We start from the raw sequence: 17,967 nt of genomic DNA on the forward strand, positions 1-17,967 counted from the left end.
GTGAATTTAGAAGAAAAGATTAGAACTATTAAGGATTTTCCAAAGGAAGGTATTGAATTTAAGGATATTACTACTTTACTAAAGGATCCGGAAGCTTATCAAGCTACTATTCAAAAGTTTGTGGAACGTTATCAAGATCAAGAGATAGATGTAGTAGTTGGAATTGAAGCTAGAGGTTTTTTAGTAGGGGCACCATTAGCTTTAGAATTAGGTAAAAGTTTTGTACCTGCTAGAAAAGAAGGTAAGCTACCAGCAGAAGTTGTTAGAGCAGAATATGATTTGGAATATGGTAGTAATATATTAGAAATTCATAAAGATGCTCTTGAAGAAGGTCAGAAAGTTTTAATAATAGATGATCTTTTAGCAACAGGTGGAACTGTAAAAGCTACAGCTGATTTAATTCAAGAGATAGGTGGAGAAATAGTTGAATTAGCATTCTTATTAGAGTTAGGCTTTTTAGGTGGAAGAGACCAGTTAGTAGATTATGATATTTATTCAATTATTATAGAGGATTAGATTTATTCTATAAAGATGATAACTCAAATGAGAATTTTGGAGTAAAGGGGATAAAAGTAATGGCTCTAGATGAATTATTGGACAAAATAAAAGGGTACACTAATGATCCTAATTTAGAACTAGTTACTAATGCTTATGAATTTGCTAAAGATGCTCATGAAGGACAGTATCGCGTTTCGGGTGAACCTTTTGTTAATCACCCATTAGGAGTAGCAAAAATCATGGCTGAGTTAGAGTTAGATGTTATTTCTATTGCCGGTGCTTTATTGCATGATGTGGTAGAGGATACAGAAGTTTCTTTTGCTCAGCTTCGCAAAAAATTTGGAGAAGAGATTACATTATTAGTTAATGGAGTAACAAAGTTAAGTAAAATTGCTTTTAAATCTAAAGAGGAACAGCAAGCTGAAAGCTTAAGGAAGATGTTTTTAGCTATGGCTAAGGATATTAGAGTAATCTTAATTAAATTATCTGATAGATTACATAATATGCGAACATTAGAGTATTTATCAAAAGAAAAGCAACAGCGTAAAGCTACAGAGACTTTAGAAATTTATGCTCCATTGGCTCATAGATTAGGAATATCTCGTTTAAAATGGAAATTAGAAGATCTTAGTTTTAAATATTTAGAGCCTAATAAGTATAATGAATTAAGAAATAAAGTAACTCAAAATAGAAAAGAGAGAGAAGAGTATATTGATACTTGTATCGAAACGATGGGAGAAAGTTTTGAAAGATCCGGAGTTAATGCTCATATTTATGGACGCCCTAAGCATTTATATAGTATTTATCAAAAGATGGTCAAACAGAATAAAGAGTTTTCAGAGATCTATGATTTAATAGCTTTACGAGTAATTGTTAATACGGTCAAAGAATGCTATCAGGTTTTAGGGATTATACATGAAATTTGGAATCCTATTCCCGGTAGGATTAAAGATTATGTGGCAATGCCTAAATCAAATATGTATCAATCACTTCATACTACAGTGATTGGTCCTAAAGGAGAGCCTTTAGAAATTCAGATTAGAACTTGGAAGATGCATAGAACTGCTGAATATGGTATTGCTGCTCACTGGCGTTATAAAGAAGGGAATCAAAATAATGAAGAGTTTGAACGAAAGATTTCTTGGTTAAGACAATTATTAGAATGGCAAAAAGATTTACAGGATGCTACTGAATTTATGGAGACATTAAAGATAGATCTATTTGAAGATGAGGTTTTTGTTTTTACTCCTAAAGGAGATGTAATATCTTTACCTCGAGATGCAACACCTGTAGATTTTGCTTATAATATTCATACTGATGTAGGGCATACTTGTGTAGGGGCTAAAGTGAATGATAAGATAGTTCCTTTAGAGTATAAATTAGATAATGGTGATATATTAGAAATTTTAACTTCAAAGAATAGTAATGGACCGAGCCGTGATTGGTTAAATTTTGTTAAGACTTCTAAAGCAAAAAGTAAGATTAAACGTTGGTTTAAAAGACAACGACAGGAAGAAGCGATTGACAAAGGAAAAGAGAGTTTAGAGAGTAAGATTAGAAAGTATAGTATTAAATTAAAAGAAGCAGAGAAAGAAGCTAAATTAGAAAAAATAGCTAGAAAACTAGGTAGATCAAGCGCTAAAGATTTATACGCAGCTATTGGTTATAATAAAATTAGCGTTTCCCAGGTTATTAAGAAGTTAAGACCTAAAGAGGACCAAGAAAAGGATAAATCGCCTGAAAAGGTATTAAAGAAATTAAAAGAACAAACTAAAACGCGACGAACAAGTGCTGCTGATAAAGGTGTTAAAGTTAAAGGTATGGATGGCTTGCTAGTACGGATTTCAAAATGTTGTAATCCGGTACCTGGTGATGATATTATTGGCTATATCACTAGAGGAAGAGGAGTATCTGTACATCGAAGTGACTGTGTAAATATTAAAAACTTATTAGAGCAAGATAGTGATCGTAGAATAGAAGTAGAATGGAATATTAAACAAAAAGCTTCTTATGAAGTAGCTATAGAGGTTGATGCTTTAAATCAACATTCTTTATTGAATGATTTAACTACGGTTGTTTCTAATGCTCAGTTGAATATTACAGCGATTAATGCTCAAACAACTAAGGATGGCTTAGCTCATATTCGGATTGTGCTTCAGATTAGTAGTTTAGAGCACATGAATGATATTATGAACAAGATAGAGAGAATTGAAGGAGTATTAGATGTGCAACGAGCAACTCCTAATTAAAGTAAGGAGGAATTAAGGATGCGAGCTATAATTCAACGTGTTAATGAAGCATCAGTAGAAGTTGATGGAGAAGTTATAGGAGAGATTGGAAAAGGTTTACTTGTATTATTAGGAATAGGAGATGGAGATAATGAAGATGATATATCTTATTTAGCTGATAAGACAGTTAACTTACGTATTTTTTCCAACGAGGAGGGTAAGATGGACTTATCAGCTAGAGATTTAGATTTAGAGGTTTTAATTGTGCCTCAATTTACATTATATGGTGATTGTCGTACGGGAAAGAGACCTAATTTTACAGAAGCAGCTCCTCCAAAAATGGCTAAAGATTTATATAAAAGATATGTAGCAGCAGTTGAAGAATATGTTTTAAATAATGTAGAGACTGGTGAATTTGGGGCGATGATGGAGGTTAAACTAAATAATGATGGACCAGTGACTATAATGTTAGATAGTAATAAGGAGTTTTAATAGGGAGGGAAGAAAATGATTTTAAAAGAACTTGGAGTTGGTCAATTAGATACTAATTGTTACATTTTAGGAGATGAAGAAACGGGGCAAGCTATAGTAATTGACCCAGGTGCTGAAGGAAAAAGGATTTTAAGTATATTAGATAAAAATGATTTAAAAATTAAATATATAGTTAACACTCATGGTCACCATGATCATATTGGGGCTAATGGATTTTTGCTAGAGAATAATGATGCAGAGTTATTTATTCATAGTGCTGATGCCGAATATTTAACTAATTCTAAATATAATTTGAGTTTTTATCATAAATCGACTCCGATTGAGGGGCCGGAAGCTGATAGATTGTTATCAGAAGGTGATCAAATTAAATGTGGCGAATGGAATTTAAAGGTAATTCATACTCCTGGTCATACTCCTGGTGGAATACTTTTAAAAGGGAATGGCAAGTTATTTAGTGGTGATACCATATTTACTATGGGGATTGGTAGAACTGATTTACCAAATGCTTCTACGGAGCAAATCAAAAAGTCAATTCAAGAAAAGATATTGACTATTGAGGAAAATTTAGAAGTTTACCCTGGTCATGGACCTCATGGCATGTTAGAAGAAATTAAATCAGTTAATCCATATCTATAGAGAGTGATAAGCTAATGTTAAAAAAGGATAAAGAGTTAAAAGTCAAATTAGAATTAAACAAATCAGATCATTTTTCATCTGTAAAAGGAATGCTAAGGATATTAATACCTGAATTAGAAGTAGTTCAAGATGAAGAAGCTGATATAGTAGTGAAGAATCATTTAGAGATAGAGAATAATCAGATTATAATTAAAACGAATTTAAAAGGTAACGAATATATCTTAAAAAAAGAAGAAAAAGATTTAGAAATTCAAGATCCTAGATATGAAGAAGTAGATCTTAGGCGTCGATGTAGGAATAAAGTAAAATTACATATTTATAAATTATTAACTCAATATTTAGATTATCCACTTAGTCCCTGGGGGATTTTAATCGGTGTTCGTCCAACAAAAATTGGACATTTTTTATTGGATAAAGGATTTAGTTATTCTAAAGTTAAGGAAAATTTAACAAATAATTACGGAGTTAAAAGAAAAAAAGCAGAATTATTAGTTAAGATAGTTAAACGAGAGCGTGAGTATTTACCTACATTCCAAGAAGCTAAAAAAATGGTGAATATCTATATAGGAATTCCTTTTTGCCCATCATGTTGTGGATACTGTTCATTTCCTAGTTATGGGTTAGATCAGAATGCTAAATATTTACGACCTTTTCTTGATAGTTTAAAATATGAGATTGAAGAGATAGGTAATTGGATAATTGAAAATGAAATTCAAGTTAAGACTATTTATTTTGGTGGTGGCACTCCTACTATTTTAAGTAAAGGTCAACTAGAGGAATTATTAGATTTGGTTAAAGATAAGCTATGGGATTTAGGTGTGCAAGAATTCAATGTAGAAGCCGGAAGAGCAGATACAATTACTAAGGGGAAATTAGAATTATTAAAAGAATATCAAGTAGATAGGATTAGTATTAATCCACAAACTATGAATCAAATGACTTTGAAAAGAATAGGAAGAGCACATACAGTACAAAAGGTGCAAGAAGCTTTTAATTTAGCTAGAAAAGTTGGATTTGAAAATATTAATATGGATTTAATTATTGGATTACCCGGCGAGACTAAAGAAGATTTCCAAAGAACTGCTTTAGAAATTGAAAAATTAAAACCAGATAGTTTAACAGTTCATACCATGGCAATTAAGAGAGCCTCAAAATGGAAAAAAAGCATAGCTAAAATTGATTTTCCTAGCGAAAATGAAGTTAATGATATGCTAGGTATCTCTCAGCAGTTAGCTGCCAAATTAAATATGGAACCATACTATATGTATCGGCAGAAGTATATTTTAGGTAATTTAGAGAATATAGGTTATGCTAAAACTGGTTTAGAATCTATTTATAACATTATTATGATGGAAGAGAGAGCTACAGTAATTGGATTAGGTGGCGGAGCAATGACTAAGTTAGTTAAACCTAATAATTGGAGACTAGATAGACTACCTAATCCTAAAGATCCTAAAATATATATTGATCAAGTTAAAGAGCGAACTGCTAGCAAATTACAAAGGTTGACATCTCTATTCAGATAAGTTACAATGTGATGGTAAAGTTAGTTGAATATTATTTGATTTTATTAATTAGAAGGAGGATAAATCAATGCTTTTTGATTCTTTAAGAAATAATTCGCGAATCTTAGTCTATATAGTGGTTGTCGCCTTTGTTGCTGGTGGGGTATTAGTAGGAGTAAGTGGTTTATTTAATAAATCGTCTAGTGCATCTCAAAAGAGACAAACTGCTCAGGTACAACCTGGCAAACAGAGTATTGCCATAGTGAATGGAAAGCAGATTTCTTATACAGATTATATGCAAATTTTACAGACCATGAAGCGACAATATGGAGGGCAAATTAGTGGTAATCAAATTTTAGCTTTAAAGAATAAGGTTTTAGATCAATTAATTAATCAAGAGTTATTATTACAAAAAGCTAAAGAAGATAACTTAAAAGTAGAAGTTACAGACAAAGAAGTTCAAAAACAATTAGATACTTTAATTAATAATTACGCTAAGTCTAAAAAAGAATTTGAAAAAATATTAGTTGATAGAGGTTTAACTTTATCTGGAGTTAAAGCTGATTTAAAAACAAGATTAAGAGAACAAAAATTATTACAAAAAATAGTTAATAAGTTACAGTCAGGAGTTAAAGTAACAAATAAAGAAGTAAAAGAAGCATATAAGAAGGCTAAAGGTCAAGAGAAGCTAGGTAAAGAATTTGAAAAAAATAAAGCTAAATTGAAGGCTAATTTACAAAAACAGAAAGCTAATCAGGCTTTAGGTAAGGCACTAAATAAGTATAAAAAAGAAGTTAACATTAAGGTTAATTCAGTTGAATTAAGAGCATTTAGGGCAGCTCAAAAAGATAATTTAGATAAAGCGGCATCAGAATATAAGCAGGCTTTAGAACTGTCTCCTAATGCGACTTATTTATATATTAATTTAGCTCAAGTTTATCAAAAGCAAAATAATAATGAAACAGCTCTTAAAACTTATAAAAAAGCTTTAAATAAAGATCCTAAGAATTTAGAATTAAGGTTTGCTCTTGGTAAATATTATTATCAGACAAGTAAGAAAGAAAAAGCTGTTAATGAATTTAATAAAGCTTCTGAATTAGCTGGAGATAACTTAATAGCTCATTATCGCCTACAAGGATTTTATAAAAAAATGGGTTATGAAGAGAAAGCTAAGGAAGAGATGAAAAAAGTTAGAGAAATTCAAAAGAAGTTAGCTGAAAAGCAAAAGAAAGCCAAAGCTCAACAAAAAGAAATGAATAAGAATATAAAACTAGATGAGTAATAAGAAATAAAGAAGAAATAGGTAGCCTAATTGGGAGGTTTATAAGATGAGTATTAAGAGACCACGAGGAACTAATGATATTTTGCCAGAAGAGAGTCTTAAATGGCAATTTGTAGAAAAAATTGCTCAAGATATATTTAAAAGATATAATTATCAAGAGATTAGAACACCAATTTTTGAAAAGACTAATCTTTTTCAAAGAGGAATAGGTGAAACTACAGATATTGTAGAAAAAGAGATGTATACCTTCAATGATAAAGGAGGACGAAGTATTACACTTCGTCCCGAAGGTACTGCATCAGTAGTTAGATCATTTTTAGAACATAAGATTTATGGTCAGGCTCAGCCAACTAAGTACTTTTATTTCGGGCCTATGTTTAGATATGAACGACCACAATCAGGTCGTTATCGTCAATTTCATCAATTAGGAGCTGAAGTATTAGGAACCGACAATCCTGCTATTGATGCTGAGGTTATTACTTTAGGACTACAGATATTAACTGAGTTAGGTTTATCTGATTTAGAAGTACATTTAAATAGTGTTGGCTGTCCAGAATGTAGAGAGGAATATAGAGAGGCCTTAGTAGAACATTTTTCTCCTGATTTAGAAGAGTTATGTTCAGATTGTCAGTCACGATATGAACGTAATCCGTTAAGAATTTTAGATTGCAAGAATGAAAAGTGTCAAGAATATACAGTAGATGCTCCAGAAATTTATGATTCTTTATGTGAAGAATGTACTGAGCACTTTGAGATGGTGAAGAACTATTTAGATAAATTAGAGATTGATTATATTCTAGATCCTGATTTAGTGAGAGGGTTAGATTATTATACTAAAACGGCTTTTGAGATTATATATACTGGCTTAGGAGCCCAGGATACTATCTTTGGTGGAGGTCGTTATGATGGCTTAGCTGAAGAAATAGGAGGTCGTGAAATTCCAGGGATCGGTTTTGCTATGGGAATGGAACGAATTATTCTAGCATTAGAAGAACAAGATATAGAGTTACCATTAACAACAGATCTTGATTTATTTATTACTACTATTGGACAGCCTGCTAAAGAAGCAGCATTTAAGTATTTATATCAACTTAGGGAAGCTGGTTTAAGAGTAGAGATGGATTATTTAGGAAGAAGTGTAAAAGGTCAGATGAAATGTGCTGATCGGAATAATGCCCAGTATAGTATAATTATAGGTGGAGATGAGTTAAATAAAAGGGTAGCAACTATTAGAGAAATGGAAACAGGTGAGCAAATAGAAATTGAGTTAGATAATTTAGTTAATGAGATTAAAGAAAGAGTAGAATAGGCTAGGAGGTAATTTTGAGGATGGCAACTATTAATGGTTTAGAAAGAAGTTATTATTGTGGTGATTTAAGGAAAAAACATGTTGGGGAAGAAGTAACTTTAATGGGTTGGGTACAACGTCGTCGAGATCATGGAGGGTTAATATTTGCTGATTTGCGAGATCGATTTGGTTTAGTACAAGTGGTTTTTAACCCTGAAGAGAGTCAAGAGGCGTTTAAGAAGGCTGAAGATTTACGAAAAGAATATGTAATTGCAATTACTGGTGAAGTGATTGCTAGGCCGGAAGGTACTATTAATTCTGATTTAGCTACAGGAGAGGTAGAGATTAATGTTAATGAATTGCGAGTATTAGATTCAGCTGAGACTCCACCTTTACAGATCAGTGAAGAATGTGATGCTGGAGAAGATTTAAGATTAAAATATAGATATTTAGATTTACGTAGATCTGATATGCAAGAAAACATAGTTTTACGTCATAATGTTAAAAAAGCAGTTAGAAATTACTTAGATGATTATAACTTTTTAGAAGTTGAAACACCAATGTTAACGAGGAGTACTCCAGAAGGGGCTAGAGATTATTTAGTACCTAGTCGAGTTAATGCTGGTAAATTTTATGCTTTACCACAGTCTCCACAGCTATTTAAACAGTTATTGATGGTTTCAGGTATGGATCGTTATTATCAAATAGTTAGATGTTTTAGAGATGAAGATCTAAGAGCTGATAGACAGCCAGAATTTACTCAAATAGATATGGAGATGTCTTTTGTAAATGAAGAAGATATTATATCGTTAGTAGAAGGTATGATGGAGGAAATTTTTGATACAGCCGGTTTAGAAGCGCCAACAGAATTTCAAAGAATGAGCTATCAAGAAGCTATGAGTCGATATGGAAGTGACCGACCAGACTTAAGATTTGATTTAGAATTAGTTGATATTTCAGAAGTAGTAAAAGATGCTGAATTTAATGTCTTTAGTGGTACTGTTGCCAGTGGGGGAGAAGTAAAAGGTATTAATGCTAAGGGATGTGCTAGTTTTTCTCGTAAGGATATGGATGAACTGACAGACTATGTGGGAATCTATGGTGCTAAAGGATTAGCCTGGATTGCCTTAAGAGAAGATGGGATCAGTTCACCAATTAGTAAATTCTTAAGTGATGAAGAATTAGATAATATTATAGATAAGATGGATGCAAAAGAAGGGGATTTACTATTGTTTGTAGCTGATAAACCTAAGGTAGTAGCTGCTGCATTAGGTAACTTAAGACAAAAGTTAGCTAGTAGGTTAGATCTTATTGATCAAGATGAGTTTAATTTTGTCTGGATAACTGATTTCCCATTATTTGATGAAGCTGAAGGTAAATTAGTTTCGTTACATCATCCATTTACAGCTCCTCAGGATGAAGATGTTGACCTATTAGATGATGACCCAGTTAAAGTAAAAGCAAAGGCATATGACTTAGTTCTGAATGGAATTGAAATCGGTGGTGGAAGTATTAGAATCCATAATCGAGATTTACAACAAAAAATCTTTGAGATTCTTAGTTTAGAAGAAGAAGAAATTAATGACAAATTTGGCTTTTTATTAGATGCTTTTGAATATGGGACACCACCTCATGGTGGAATTGCGTTTGGGTTAGATAGATTAGTGATGTTATTAGGTGGTCTAGAGACAATTCGAGATGTTATTGCCTTCCCTAAGACGCAAAATGCTACTTGTTTATTAACAGAGGCACCATCAAAAGTAGAAAAAAGTCAATTAGAAGAATTACATTTAGAAATTGAAAATTTAGAAATAGACATTGATTAATAAATAATAAAAGGTGGCTAGTGACTAATAATTAGTTGCTAGCCACTAATTACAATTAACTACTCTTGTTATTCTTAAACATAGAAGAAATATCATGGATTGCATGAGAGCCTCTAGATATAATAATACCGGTTAATAAATAATCTATGAAGTCATAATAGATAGCTATATTTAATTTATGTAGAATACCGATTTGGGTTGATAAACATAGTACTACTCCTACAATTATTGCTATAATCCTACTCTTATTACCACGAATTGATAAAATAGATTTAATTGTATTAGTAACCATTTCTACAAGAACTGAAAGTACAAGGACGGTTGAAAGTGGTTGTAATTCCAAGGTGTTTCCTCCTTTATATAAGTCTCTTAATAAATGAATATGCAAATTGAGGAATGGTTATGATACAGTTAAGAGGATAATGAAATTTTTGGTATTTGCAATTTAAAATTAATTATGATATCATTTAGTTAAGTTAAGTGAGGCAAATAAATATTGTTCTGCTGTGTGCGTGTATGGTTCATATTTTGCCCAACACACATTACACAGGGAGCCTGGTCTCCATCTGTGGCGTATAAGCCTCCATTGAGTGGACATACAAATCAGGTGGGAGGGCACCCACTTAGAAGATAGGGAGCAAAATACTGACTACCTATACGGCATGGTGGGACACTTTATTTTTAAAGCTCAGTTCTCTTTATTAGGGAACTGAGCTTTTTTTATGTTGACAATCTATTTCTTAATTTGATATGATTAATATAGAATACTTTTCCAAATATGGAATGAGTGGGGTGGAGAAATAATGGCTAACAGAGAAATAAAAAATGCTAAACAGGATCAAAGAAAAATGGTGTTAGATTATCGGCAGCGATTGAATGATGGTGAATTATTAAAGAAGAGTATGGAAATAAAGAAGAAGTTGTTTGAATTAGAGGAGTTTGAGTCAGCAGAGGTGATTATGTTTTATGTAGATTTTAGAAATGAAGTTAAAACTGAATTTATGATTAAAGAAGCGTTAAAGTTAGATAAACGAGTCCTAATACCTATTAGTCAAGTAGAGGATAGGTCATTATTATTATCAGAATTAAAAAATTATGACCAAGAATTAGAAGAAGGTACATATGGTATTTTAGAGCCAAAAGAAGAATATATTAGACCAGTTGATTATGAAGAATTAGATTTGGCAATAGTCCCTGGAGTGGCTTTTGATGAAGACTGTAATCGCTTAGGCTATGGTGGAGGATATTATGATAGATTTGCTGCGAAAGTATCTCCAGAGGCAAGTAGAATTGCATTAGCTTTTGAAATTCAAATTATAGATGATGTAATTATAGGAGAATATGATTTGCCGGTTGATAAAGTGGTGACAGAAAAAAGAGTGGTTAATAATTAATTACTCTTTTTTACGTTAACTTGTCATGGTATGGTTAAATATGTTACTATATATGTAATGAATTTGTAGGAGGTCCTCCTGCCTTAGTTATAATTTTGATTATAGCTAAGTTTTTCTTTTATTTTAGCCGGACTTACCGGTACGATTATTTATTAAAAAGGGTGAGATTATGGATTTATTTACTCATAATGTAGAAAATGAAACAAGTAACTCAGCTCCTTTAGCCGAAAGAATGAGACCACGCAATTTAAATGAGTTTATTGGACAAGAAAGGATTGTAGGAGAAGGGAAGCTATTACGCAGAGCTATTCAAGCTGATCGTTTGCAATCTTTAATTTTATATGGTCCTCCTGGTACTGGGAAGACAACCCTAGCTATGATTATAGCTAATACCACTAGTTCTGAATTTGCAAAACTAAATGCCGTTACTTCAGGGGTTAAGGATATTAGACAAGTGCTCAAGGCTGCTAAAGATCGAAAAGGTATGTATCAACAGAAGACTATCTTATTTATTGATGAGATTCATCGGTTTAATAAATCACAACAAGATGCTTTATTACCTGCAGTTGAAAAAGGAACAATTATTTTAATTGGAGCTACCACTGAAAATCCTTATTTTGAAGTGAATTCCCCTTTAGTATCTAGATCTAGAGTTTTTAAATTAGAATTGCTTAAAGCAGAAGATTTAAAGCAGATACTACTAAATACTTTGCAGGATTCCCAAAGAGGATTAGGGGAATATGATGTTGATTTAAAATCGGAAGCTTTAGAACATATTGTAGATATAGCTAATGGAGATGCTAGGTCTGCGTTGAATGCTTTGGAATTAGCAGTTTTGACTACTCCTAAGAACGATAAAGGGGTTAAAGAAATAACTTTAGAAGTAGCTGAAGAATCAATTCAACAACGTGCTTTAAATTATGATAAAGCAGGGGATAATCATTATGACACTGTGTCAGCTTTTATTAAGAGTATGCGGGGTTCCGCTCCTGATGCCACTTTATACTGGTTGGCTAAAATGTTAGAGGCAGGAGAGGACCCTAGATTCATTGCCCGTAGAATTATAGTACATGCTGCTGAAGATGTTGGTAATGCTGATCCACAAGCTTTAGTAATAGCAAATGCAGCAGCACAGGCAGTGGAATATGTAGGTTTACCGGAAGCTAGGATTCCGTTAGCAGAAGCAGCAGTATATATAGCTACAGCACCTAAAAGCAATGCTATTATTAAAGGGATAGATAATGCAATTGCAGTTGTCCGCAATCGAAGGACATCAGGAGTTCCGAATCATCTTAAAGATTCTCATTATAAAGGAGCTAAAAAATTAGGTCATGGAAGAGGATATTTATATCCTCATAATTATCAAAACCATTATGTTAAACAACAGTACTTACCAGATGACTTAGTTGGAGAAGGATTTTATAATCCTAGTAATCAAGGATATGAAGAAGAAGTTAAAGAATTATTAGGTAAATTAAAACAAAGAGATAAATAGATTAGTAAATGAGTAGTATACGTAAATGAGGTGAAAGAGATGAGTAATAAATATAAAACTGTAGCAGATGATTACCGAGTTCAATTAACGATTAAGAATTGTAAATTTATTGCTTCAGCAGCTAATATACAATCAGTAGAAGAGGCTGAGAAATTTATTGATAGAATATCAGAAGAGTTTGCAGATGCTACTCATAATGTTTATGCTTTTAAAGTTGGGCTAGGAGATAGTGCAGTTAAGAGAACTAATGATGATGGTGAGCCTGCCGGTTCATCAGGCCCCCCAGTTTTACAAGCAATTGAAGGAGAGGATGTAACTAATACTGTAATTGTAGTTACTCGCTATTTTGGAGGAATAAAGCATGGAATCGGCGGACTAATCCGAGCTTATGGTAAGTGCGCCAGAGAGGCAATTAAAGTTGCAGGAATTATAGAAAAAGAACGTTATTTAAATATTGGAATTTCTGTTTCATATGATTCTATGGGAAAAGTAATTAATGATTTAGAAGGTCATCAAGGAGAAGTAAATAGCACTAAATATACAAATGAGGGAGTTGAAATTATAGCATCAATGAAATTAAGTTATATACCAGCATTTAAAGCTAGGATTAAGGAACTTACTAGAGGAGAAGCATGCTTTAGGGAGATAGGAGAGGAGTTTAGATAATGAATCAGATAAAGAAATGGATACAATTTATAATTGGGCTAATCATAGTAAGTATAGGAATAGTATTAACTATTAAAGCAGATTTAGGAGCAGCACCTTGGGATGTATTTCATATTAGTTTAACTAAACATATTAATATGCTAACTGTTGGTAAAGCTAGTCAATTGACTGGTTTGGCTGTCATCTTATTTAGTTTTTTTATTGCTAGAATTAAACCTACCTCAGGGACAATAATTAATATGTTATTAGTTGGTTTTATGATTGATTTGATAATGTCAATTATACCTCAACCAATAACTATAATCTATCAGTATATTTATTTAATAGGAGGTATTGCCATTGTTGGTTTTGGAGTAGCAGTATATATAACAGCCCATTGTGGTACTGGACCAAGAGATAGTTTAATGATGGCTTTAACTAAAAAATTTAATATAGATATACAATGGATAAGAAGTAGTTTAGAATTAGGTGCTCTAATAATTGGTTATTTATTAGGAGGTCCAGTAGGAATTGGCACAATCTGTATTGCTCTAGGCATTGGACCAATGTTGAGCATATCATTGGATTTACTAGGAAGCTTATCAAATAAGCATTCACTAGCACAAACAGATTGTTAGTGTCTTAAAGCTATTTATTAATTATTTTAAATTTTATATTAAAGAAATAAAATTTTAAAAAAGAGTTAATAATATGGATGATGATAAATATATTTGAATAATTCATTTAAACTATATCATAAATGATAAGTCTTTAAAATATATTAAAAATTTTATTTCTTTAAAGATATTGACAAACTAAAATACTTATGTTAATATTATCCTAGAAAACCTACAAAAATGGTTGGGATTAAGAGGAGGAAGCAAATGAAGCTATCTACCAAAGGGCGTTATGGGGTTAGAGCTATGTTTGATTTAGCCCTTCATTATGGTGAAGGTACTACTCCATTGCGTAGTATAGCTGAAAGACAAGGTATTTCAGAGAATTATTTAGAACAACTAATAGCTGCACTTCGTAAAGCTGGTTTAGTAAATAGTGTCCGGGGAGCACATGGTGGATATCTATTAGCTAAGAAACCAGATAAAATCACTATTGGTGATATCATTCGTGTTTTGGAAGGGCCAATAGCACCATCAGATTGTGTAGCTGATGATGGTAATGAAAATTGCAAGAACATAGAAGATTGTATAACTCGTTTAATTTGGAAAGATTTACAAGAGAGTATTAATGAAGTATTAGATTCCATAAGTTTAGAAGATTTACGCCAAGAAGCTATTAATGCTAAACAGAAAGATGGACAACATGGTTATTTATACCATATTTAAATGCTAAAGGGGGAATTATTAAGATGAAGCGTGTATATTTAGATAATGCAGCCACAACTTCTACTGCTCCTGAGGTTTTAGAAGCTATGAAACCATACTTTACAGAAAAGTTTGGTAATGCTTCTAGTGTACATTCTTTTGGCAGAGAGAATAGAAATGTAGTTGAAGATGCAAGAGAAAAAGTAGCAGACTTAATCAATGCTGATGATTCTGCAGAAATTGTTTTTACAAGTGGTGGAACAGAGGCTGATAACTTAGCTATTAAAGGAATAGCCATGAAACATAGAGACGAAGGTAAGCATATTATCACATCTGCTTGTGAACATCATGCAGTCTTACACCCGTGTGAATATTTAGAAGAATACCATGATTTTGAGGTTACATATGTACCTGTTGATGAGCACGGAATGGTTGATCAAAAAGATGTAGAGAAAGCAATTACTGATGAAACCATCTTAATTAGTGTTATGATGGCTAATAATGAAGTAGGAACTATTCAGCCTATTAAAGAGATTGGAAAAATAGCTAAAGAGAATAATATATATTTTCATACTGATGCTGTCCAAGCTGTAGGTGCAATTTCTGTAGACGTTAATGAATTAAATGCTGATCTATTATCACTATCTGCTCATAAGTTTAATGGTCCAAAAGGGATAGGAGCACTTTATATTAGGAAAGGGACTAAAATTACTCCATTTATGCATGGAGGTGCTCAAGAGAGAGGAAGAAGAGCTAGTACTGAGAATGTACCAGCAATCGTTGGGTTAGGTAAAGCAGCAAAGGTTGCTTTAGAAGAATTAGAAGAGAAGCAAGAAAAGATAACAAAACTGAGAGGTAAGTTGATTAAGGGGATTAAAGAGAAGATTGATGAAGTTACTTTAAATGGTCATCCAACGAAAAGGTTACCTAATAATGTTAATTTCAGTATTCGGTATATTGAAGGGGAATCATTATTATTAAATTTAGATTTAGAAGGAATTGCTGCATCTAGTGGTTCTGCTTGCACTTCAGGTTCTCTAGATCCTTCTCATGTATTGCTAGCTATGGATATTCCGCATGAGATTGCGCATGGTTCTTTACGTTTAACTTTAGGGAAGTATACTACTGAAGAAGAAATTGATTATGTATTAGAAAAGTTACCAAAAGTAGTAGACAAGTTAAGAGCTATGTCTCCGTTATATGATCAAAATAGCTAGAATAATAAGGTTTATTAAGGAAAGAATAAAAAGGAGTTGATAGATATGTATTCTGATAAAGTGATGGACCATTTTCAAAACCCACGTAATGTAGGTGAGCTTGAAAATGCAGATGGAGTTGGTGAAGTAGGTAATCCAACCTGTGGAGATATAATGAAGATATATATTAAAGTAGAAGATGATACAATTCAAGATATTAAGTTTAAAACTTTTGGTTGTGGAGCAGCTGTGGCAACTAGTAGTATAGCTACTGAAATGGTAAAAGGGAAAACAATTGAAGAAGCAAGAGAATTAACTAATAAGAAAGTGGCTGAAGCATTAGATGGATTACCGCCAGAAAAGATGCATTGTTCTAATTTAGCTGCCGATGCTTTACAGAAGGCGCTTGATAACTATTTAGGTATTGAAAATAATAATATTTGCGATGCTTGTGAGGATATATCCCACCATCACTCATAAAAAACAGTCTTTGAAATATAAAGAAGGTGATTTAAATATGACAACTAAAAAAAGAGTAGTTGTGGCTATGAGTGGAGGAGTAGATAGCTCATTAACTGCTGCTTTACTCAAAGATAGAGGATATGATGTAGTAGGAATTACTATGCAGATTTGGCCTTCTGATCAATCATCAGATGATGATGGTAGTTGTTGCTCATTATCAGCGGTTGAGGATGCTAGAAAAGTAGCTTATCAATTAGACATTCCGTTTTATGTAGTAAATTTTGAGGAGTTATTTGCTGATAAAGTAATAGATTATTTTGTAGATGAGTATGCTCACGCTAGAACACCAAATCCTTGTATTATGTGTAACCAAGAGATAAAATCTAAAGTTTTTTTACAAAAAGCTTTGGAATTGGATGCAGATTATATGGCTACTGGGCATTATGCTACAATAGAACATCATCAAGAAGGTAGACATTTAATAAAGAAAGCAAAAGATGTACATAAAGACCAAACTTATGCCTTATATGGAATGAATCAAAAAGAGTTAGCTCATACTTTAATGCCATTAGGTGAATTTACAAAATCAGAAACTCGAAAGTTAGCTAAAGAATTTGGTTTAGCAGTACATGATAAACCAGATAGTCAGGAGATTTGTTTTATCCCAGATGATGATTATAATCGTTATATTCAAGAAGAACATGCAGAAATAGCTAAACCAGGCCCTATTCTTGACTTAGAAGGAAATAAATTAGGTGAGCATGATGGAATTCCTTTTTACACTATCGGTCAAAGAAAGGGTTTAGGATTAGCGTATCATAAACCATTATATGTAGTAGACTTAGAACCAGAGAAAAATGCAGTAATTGTAGGAGATAATGAAGATGTATTTGGTGATAAACTAATTGCACACCGACTTAATTGGGTTTCTATTCCGGAATTAGAAGAACCAATGGAAGTAGAAGTTAAGATTAGATATAATGTTACTCCGGCTCCGGCTACGATACGTACTATTGATGGAGACAAGGTTGAAGTGGAGTTTGTTGATAAACAAAGAGCAATTACTCCAGGACAAGCTGTTGTTTTCTATGATAATGAGGTTCTAGTAGGTGGAGGAATAATAAAGGAAGAGCTAAAATAATAATGAAGAAATATAATAAAAGGAACAGAAGTTGCAAGTTTGGAGTTAATAACTTCTGTTCTTTTTATTAAAATTTTTTTCTTGACTATCTGCAAAAGATTTGTTATACTATTAATTGTCGCTTGAGAAAAACGACAAATTTTGAGTTATTATTTGAAATTATTACTTGACATAATTTGTTTGAGATGTTAAGATAGTAATTGTCGCTTGAAAAAAGTGAACGCAAAAGATTGATATTTTTCTTGACAAGCTTTACTTGATACATTATAAAATATACATTTAATATATTAAGTCTTGCTTGCAGAAATGTTGCAAACAAATTGTTTAAAAGTTTTACTTGACACTCTTTGAGTTATTTGTTACACTACTAATTGTCGCTTAAACGAGTTGTTAACTTACTTGACATTCATCAAGTTGTTTGTTACAATATTAATCGTTGTCTTGAAAAACACGACAAATTATTTTTTCGATTTTTCAAATTTGTTCTTGACAAGACTTCTTAAAAGTGTTATCATATTAATTGTCGCTTGAAAAAAGCGCCAACAAATTAATCATAT

The 17,967-nt window shown here is 32.3% G+C and carries 17 protein-coding genes and 1 other RNA gene; 17 read left to right on the forward strand and 1 reads right to left on the reverse strand.

Annotation, left to right across the window (positions count from 1 at the left end; all coding sequences use genetic code 11):
- From B5D41_RS08100 to aspS, 8 genes are all read left to right on the forward strand, one after another.
- Entirely contained in the window at positions 1 to 516 is a 516-nt protein-coding gene (locus tag B5D41_RS08100) for an adenine phosphoribosyltransferase (RefSeq protein ID WP_078810121.1), read from the forward strand.
- 59 nt (positions 517 to 575) lie between these two features.
- Complete coding sequence (locus B5D41_RS08105) at positions 576 to 2,747, forward strand: RelA/SpoT family protein (RefSeq protein WP_078810122.1); 2,172 nt, start codon at positions 576 to 578, stop codon at positions 2,745 to 2,747.
- Positions 2,748 to 2,765: 18 nt separating this feature from the next.
- The gene (gene dtd / locus B5D41_RS08110; RefSeq protein WP_078810123.1) at positions 2,766 to 3,218 is read left to right on the forward strand and encodes a D-aminoacyl-tRNA deacylase; all 453 of its coding nucleotides are present in this window, start codon (positions 2,766 to 2,768) and stop codon (positions 3,216 to 3,218) included.
- A 15-nt stretch (positions 3,219 to 3,233) separates the two neighbouring features.
- Positions 3,234 to 3,854 carry an MBL fold metallo-hydrolase gene (locus tag B5D41_RS08115; RefSeq protein ID WP_078810124.1) on the forward strand — a complete coding sequence of 207 codons (621 nt, stop codon included), beginning with the start codon at positions 3,234 to 3,236 and terminating at the stop codon, positions 3,852 to 3,854.
- A 14-nt stretch (positions 3,855 to 3,868) separates the two neighbouring features.
- Positions 3,869 to 5,380: a coproporphyrinogen dehydrogenase HemZ gene (gene hemZ / locus B5D41_RS08120; RefSeq protein WP_078810125.1), complete on the forward strand. Its 1,512-nt coding sequence runs from the start codon at positions 3,869 to 3,871 to the stop codon at positions 5,378 to 5,380.
- A gap of 67 nt (positions 5,381 to 5,447) precedes the next feature.
- Entirely contained in the window at positions 5,448 to 6,641 is a 1,194-nt protein-coding gene (locus tag B5D41_RS08125) for a SurA N-terminal domain-containing protein (protein ID WP_078810126.1), read from the forward strand.
- Between the two features lie 46 nt (positions 6,642 to 6,687).
- Positions 6,688 to 7,950 carry a histidine--tRNA ligase gene (gene hisS, locus B5D41_RS08130; protein ID WP_078810127.1) on the forward strand — a complete coding sequence of 421 codons (1,263 nt, stop codon included), beginning with the start codon at positions 6,688 to 6,690 and terminating at the stop codon, positions 7,948 to 7,950.
- Positions 7,951 to 7,970: 20 nt separating this feature from the next.
- Entirely contained in the window at positions 7,971 to 9,755 is a 1,785-nt protein-coding gene (gene aspS, locus B5D41_RS08135) for an aspartate--tRNA ligase (protein WP_078810128.1), read from the forward strand.
- Between the two features lie 55 nt (positions 9,756 to 9,810).
- Here the strand turns inward: aspS and B5D41_RS08140 are convergent, their stop codons facing one another.
- Entirely contained in the window at positions 9,811 to 10,098 is a 288-nt protein-coding gene (locus tag B5D41_RS08140; RefSeq protein WP_078810129.1) for a hypothetical protein, read from the reverse strand.
- Between the two features lie 152 nt (positions 10,099 to 10,250).
- On the opposite strand from B5D41_RS08140, the gene ssrS reads away from it, so the two are divergent.
- From ssrS to mnmA, 9 genes are all read left to right on the forward strand, one after another.
- Positions 10,251 to 10,431: non-coding RNA, 6S RNA (gene ssrS, locus B5D41_RS08145), on the forward strand.
- Between the two features lie 127 nt (positions 10,432 to 10,558).
- Positions 10,559 to 11,149, forward strand: coding sequence for a 5-formyltetrahydrofolate cyclo-ligase (locus B5D41_RS08150; RefSeq protein ID WP_078810130.1), 591 nt, complete (start codon positions 10,559 to 10,561; stop codon positions 11,147 to 11,149).
- 169 nt (positions 11,150 to 11,318) lie between these two features.
- Positions 11,319 to 12,644: an AAA family ATPase gene (locus B5D41_RS08155; RefSeq protein WP_078810131.1), complete on the forward strand. Its 1,326-nt coding sequence runs from the start codon at positions 11,319 to 11,321 to the stop codon at positions 12,642 to 12,644.
- Between the two features lie 39 nt (positions 12,645 to 12,683).
- Positions 12,684 to 13,310, forward strand: coding sequence for an IMPACT family protein (locus B5D41_RS08160; RefSeq protein WP_078810132.1), 627 nt, complete (start codon positions 12,684 to 12,686; stop codon positions 13,308 to 13,310).
- Positions 13,310 to 13,927 carry a YczE/YyaS/YitT family protein gene (locus B5D41_RS08165; RefSeq protein ID WP_078810133.1) on the forward strand — a complete coding sequence of 206 codons (618 nt, stop codon included), beginning with the start codon at positions 13,310 to 13,312 and terminating at the stop codon, positions 13,925 to 13,927. The genes B5D41_RS08160 and B5D41_RS08165 overlap by 1 nt, the downstream gene beginning before the upstream one ends.
- A 246-nt stretch (positions 13,928 to 14,173) precedes the next feature.
- A complete protein-coding gene (locus B5D41_RS08170; protein ID WP_078810134.1) occupies positions 14,174 to 14,632 on the forward strand; it encodes an RrF2 family transcriptional regulator in 459 nt (152 codons plus the stop codon).
- Positions 14,633 to 14,655: 23 nt separating this feature from the next.
- Positions 14,656 to 15,828: a cysteine desulfurase NifS gene (gene nifS / locus B5D41_RS08175; RefSeq protein WP_078810135.1), complete on the forward strand. Its 1,173-nt coding sequence runs from the start codon at positions 14,656 to 14,658 to the stop codon at positions 15,826 to 15,828.
- Between the two features lie 45 nt (positions 15,829 to 15,873).
- Positions 15,874 to 16,287 (forward strand): Fe-S cluster assembly scaffold protein NifU, encoded by a 414-nt coding sequence (gene nifU / locus B5D41_RS08180; protein ID WP_078810136.1) that lies wholly within the window; start codon positions 15,874 to 15,876, stop codon positions 16,285 to 16,287.
- 37 nt (positions 16,288 to 16,324) lie between these two features.
- Complete coding sequence (gene mnmA, locus B5D41_RS08185; protein WP_078810137.1) at positions 16,325 to 17,410, forward strand: tRNA 2-thiouridine(34) synthase MnmA; 1,086 nt, start codon at positions 16,325 to 16,327, stop codon at positions 17,408 to 17,410.
- Positions 17,411 to 17,967 lie beyond the last annotated feature (557 nt).

The organism is Selenihalanaerobacter shriftii (genome assembly GCF_900167185.1).
Taxonomy (GTDB): Bacteria; Bacillota; Halanaerobiia; order Halobacteroidales; family Acetohalobiaceae; genus Selenihalanaerobacter; species Selenihalanaerobacter shriftii.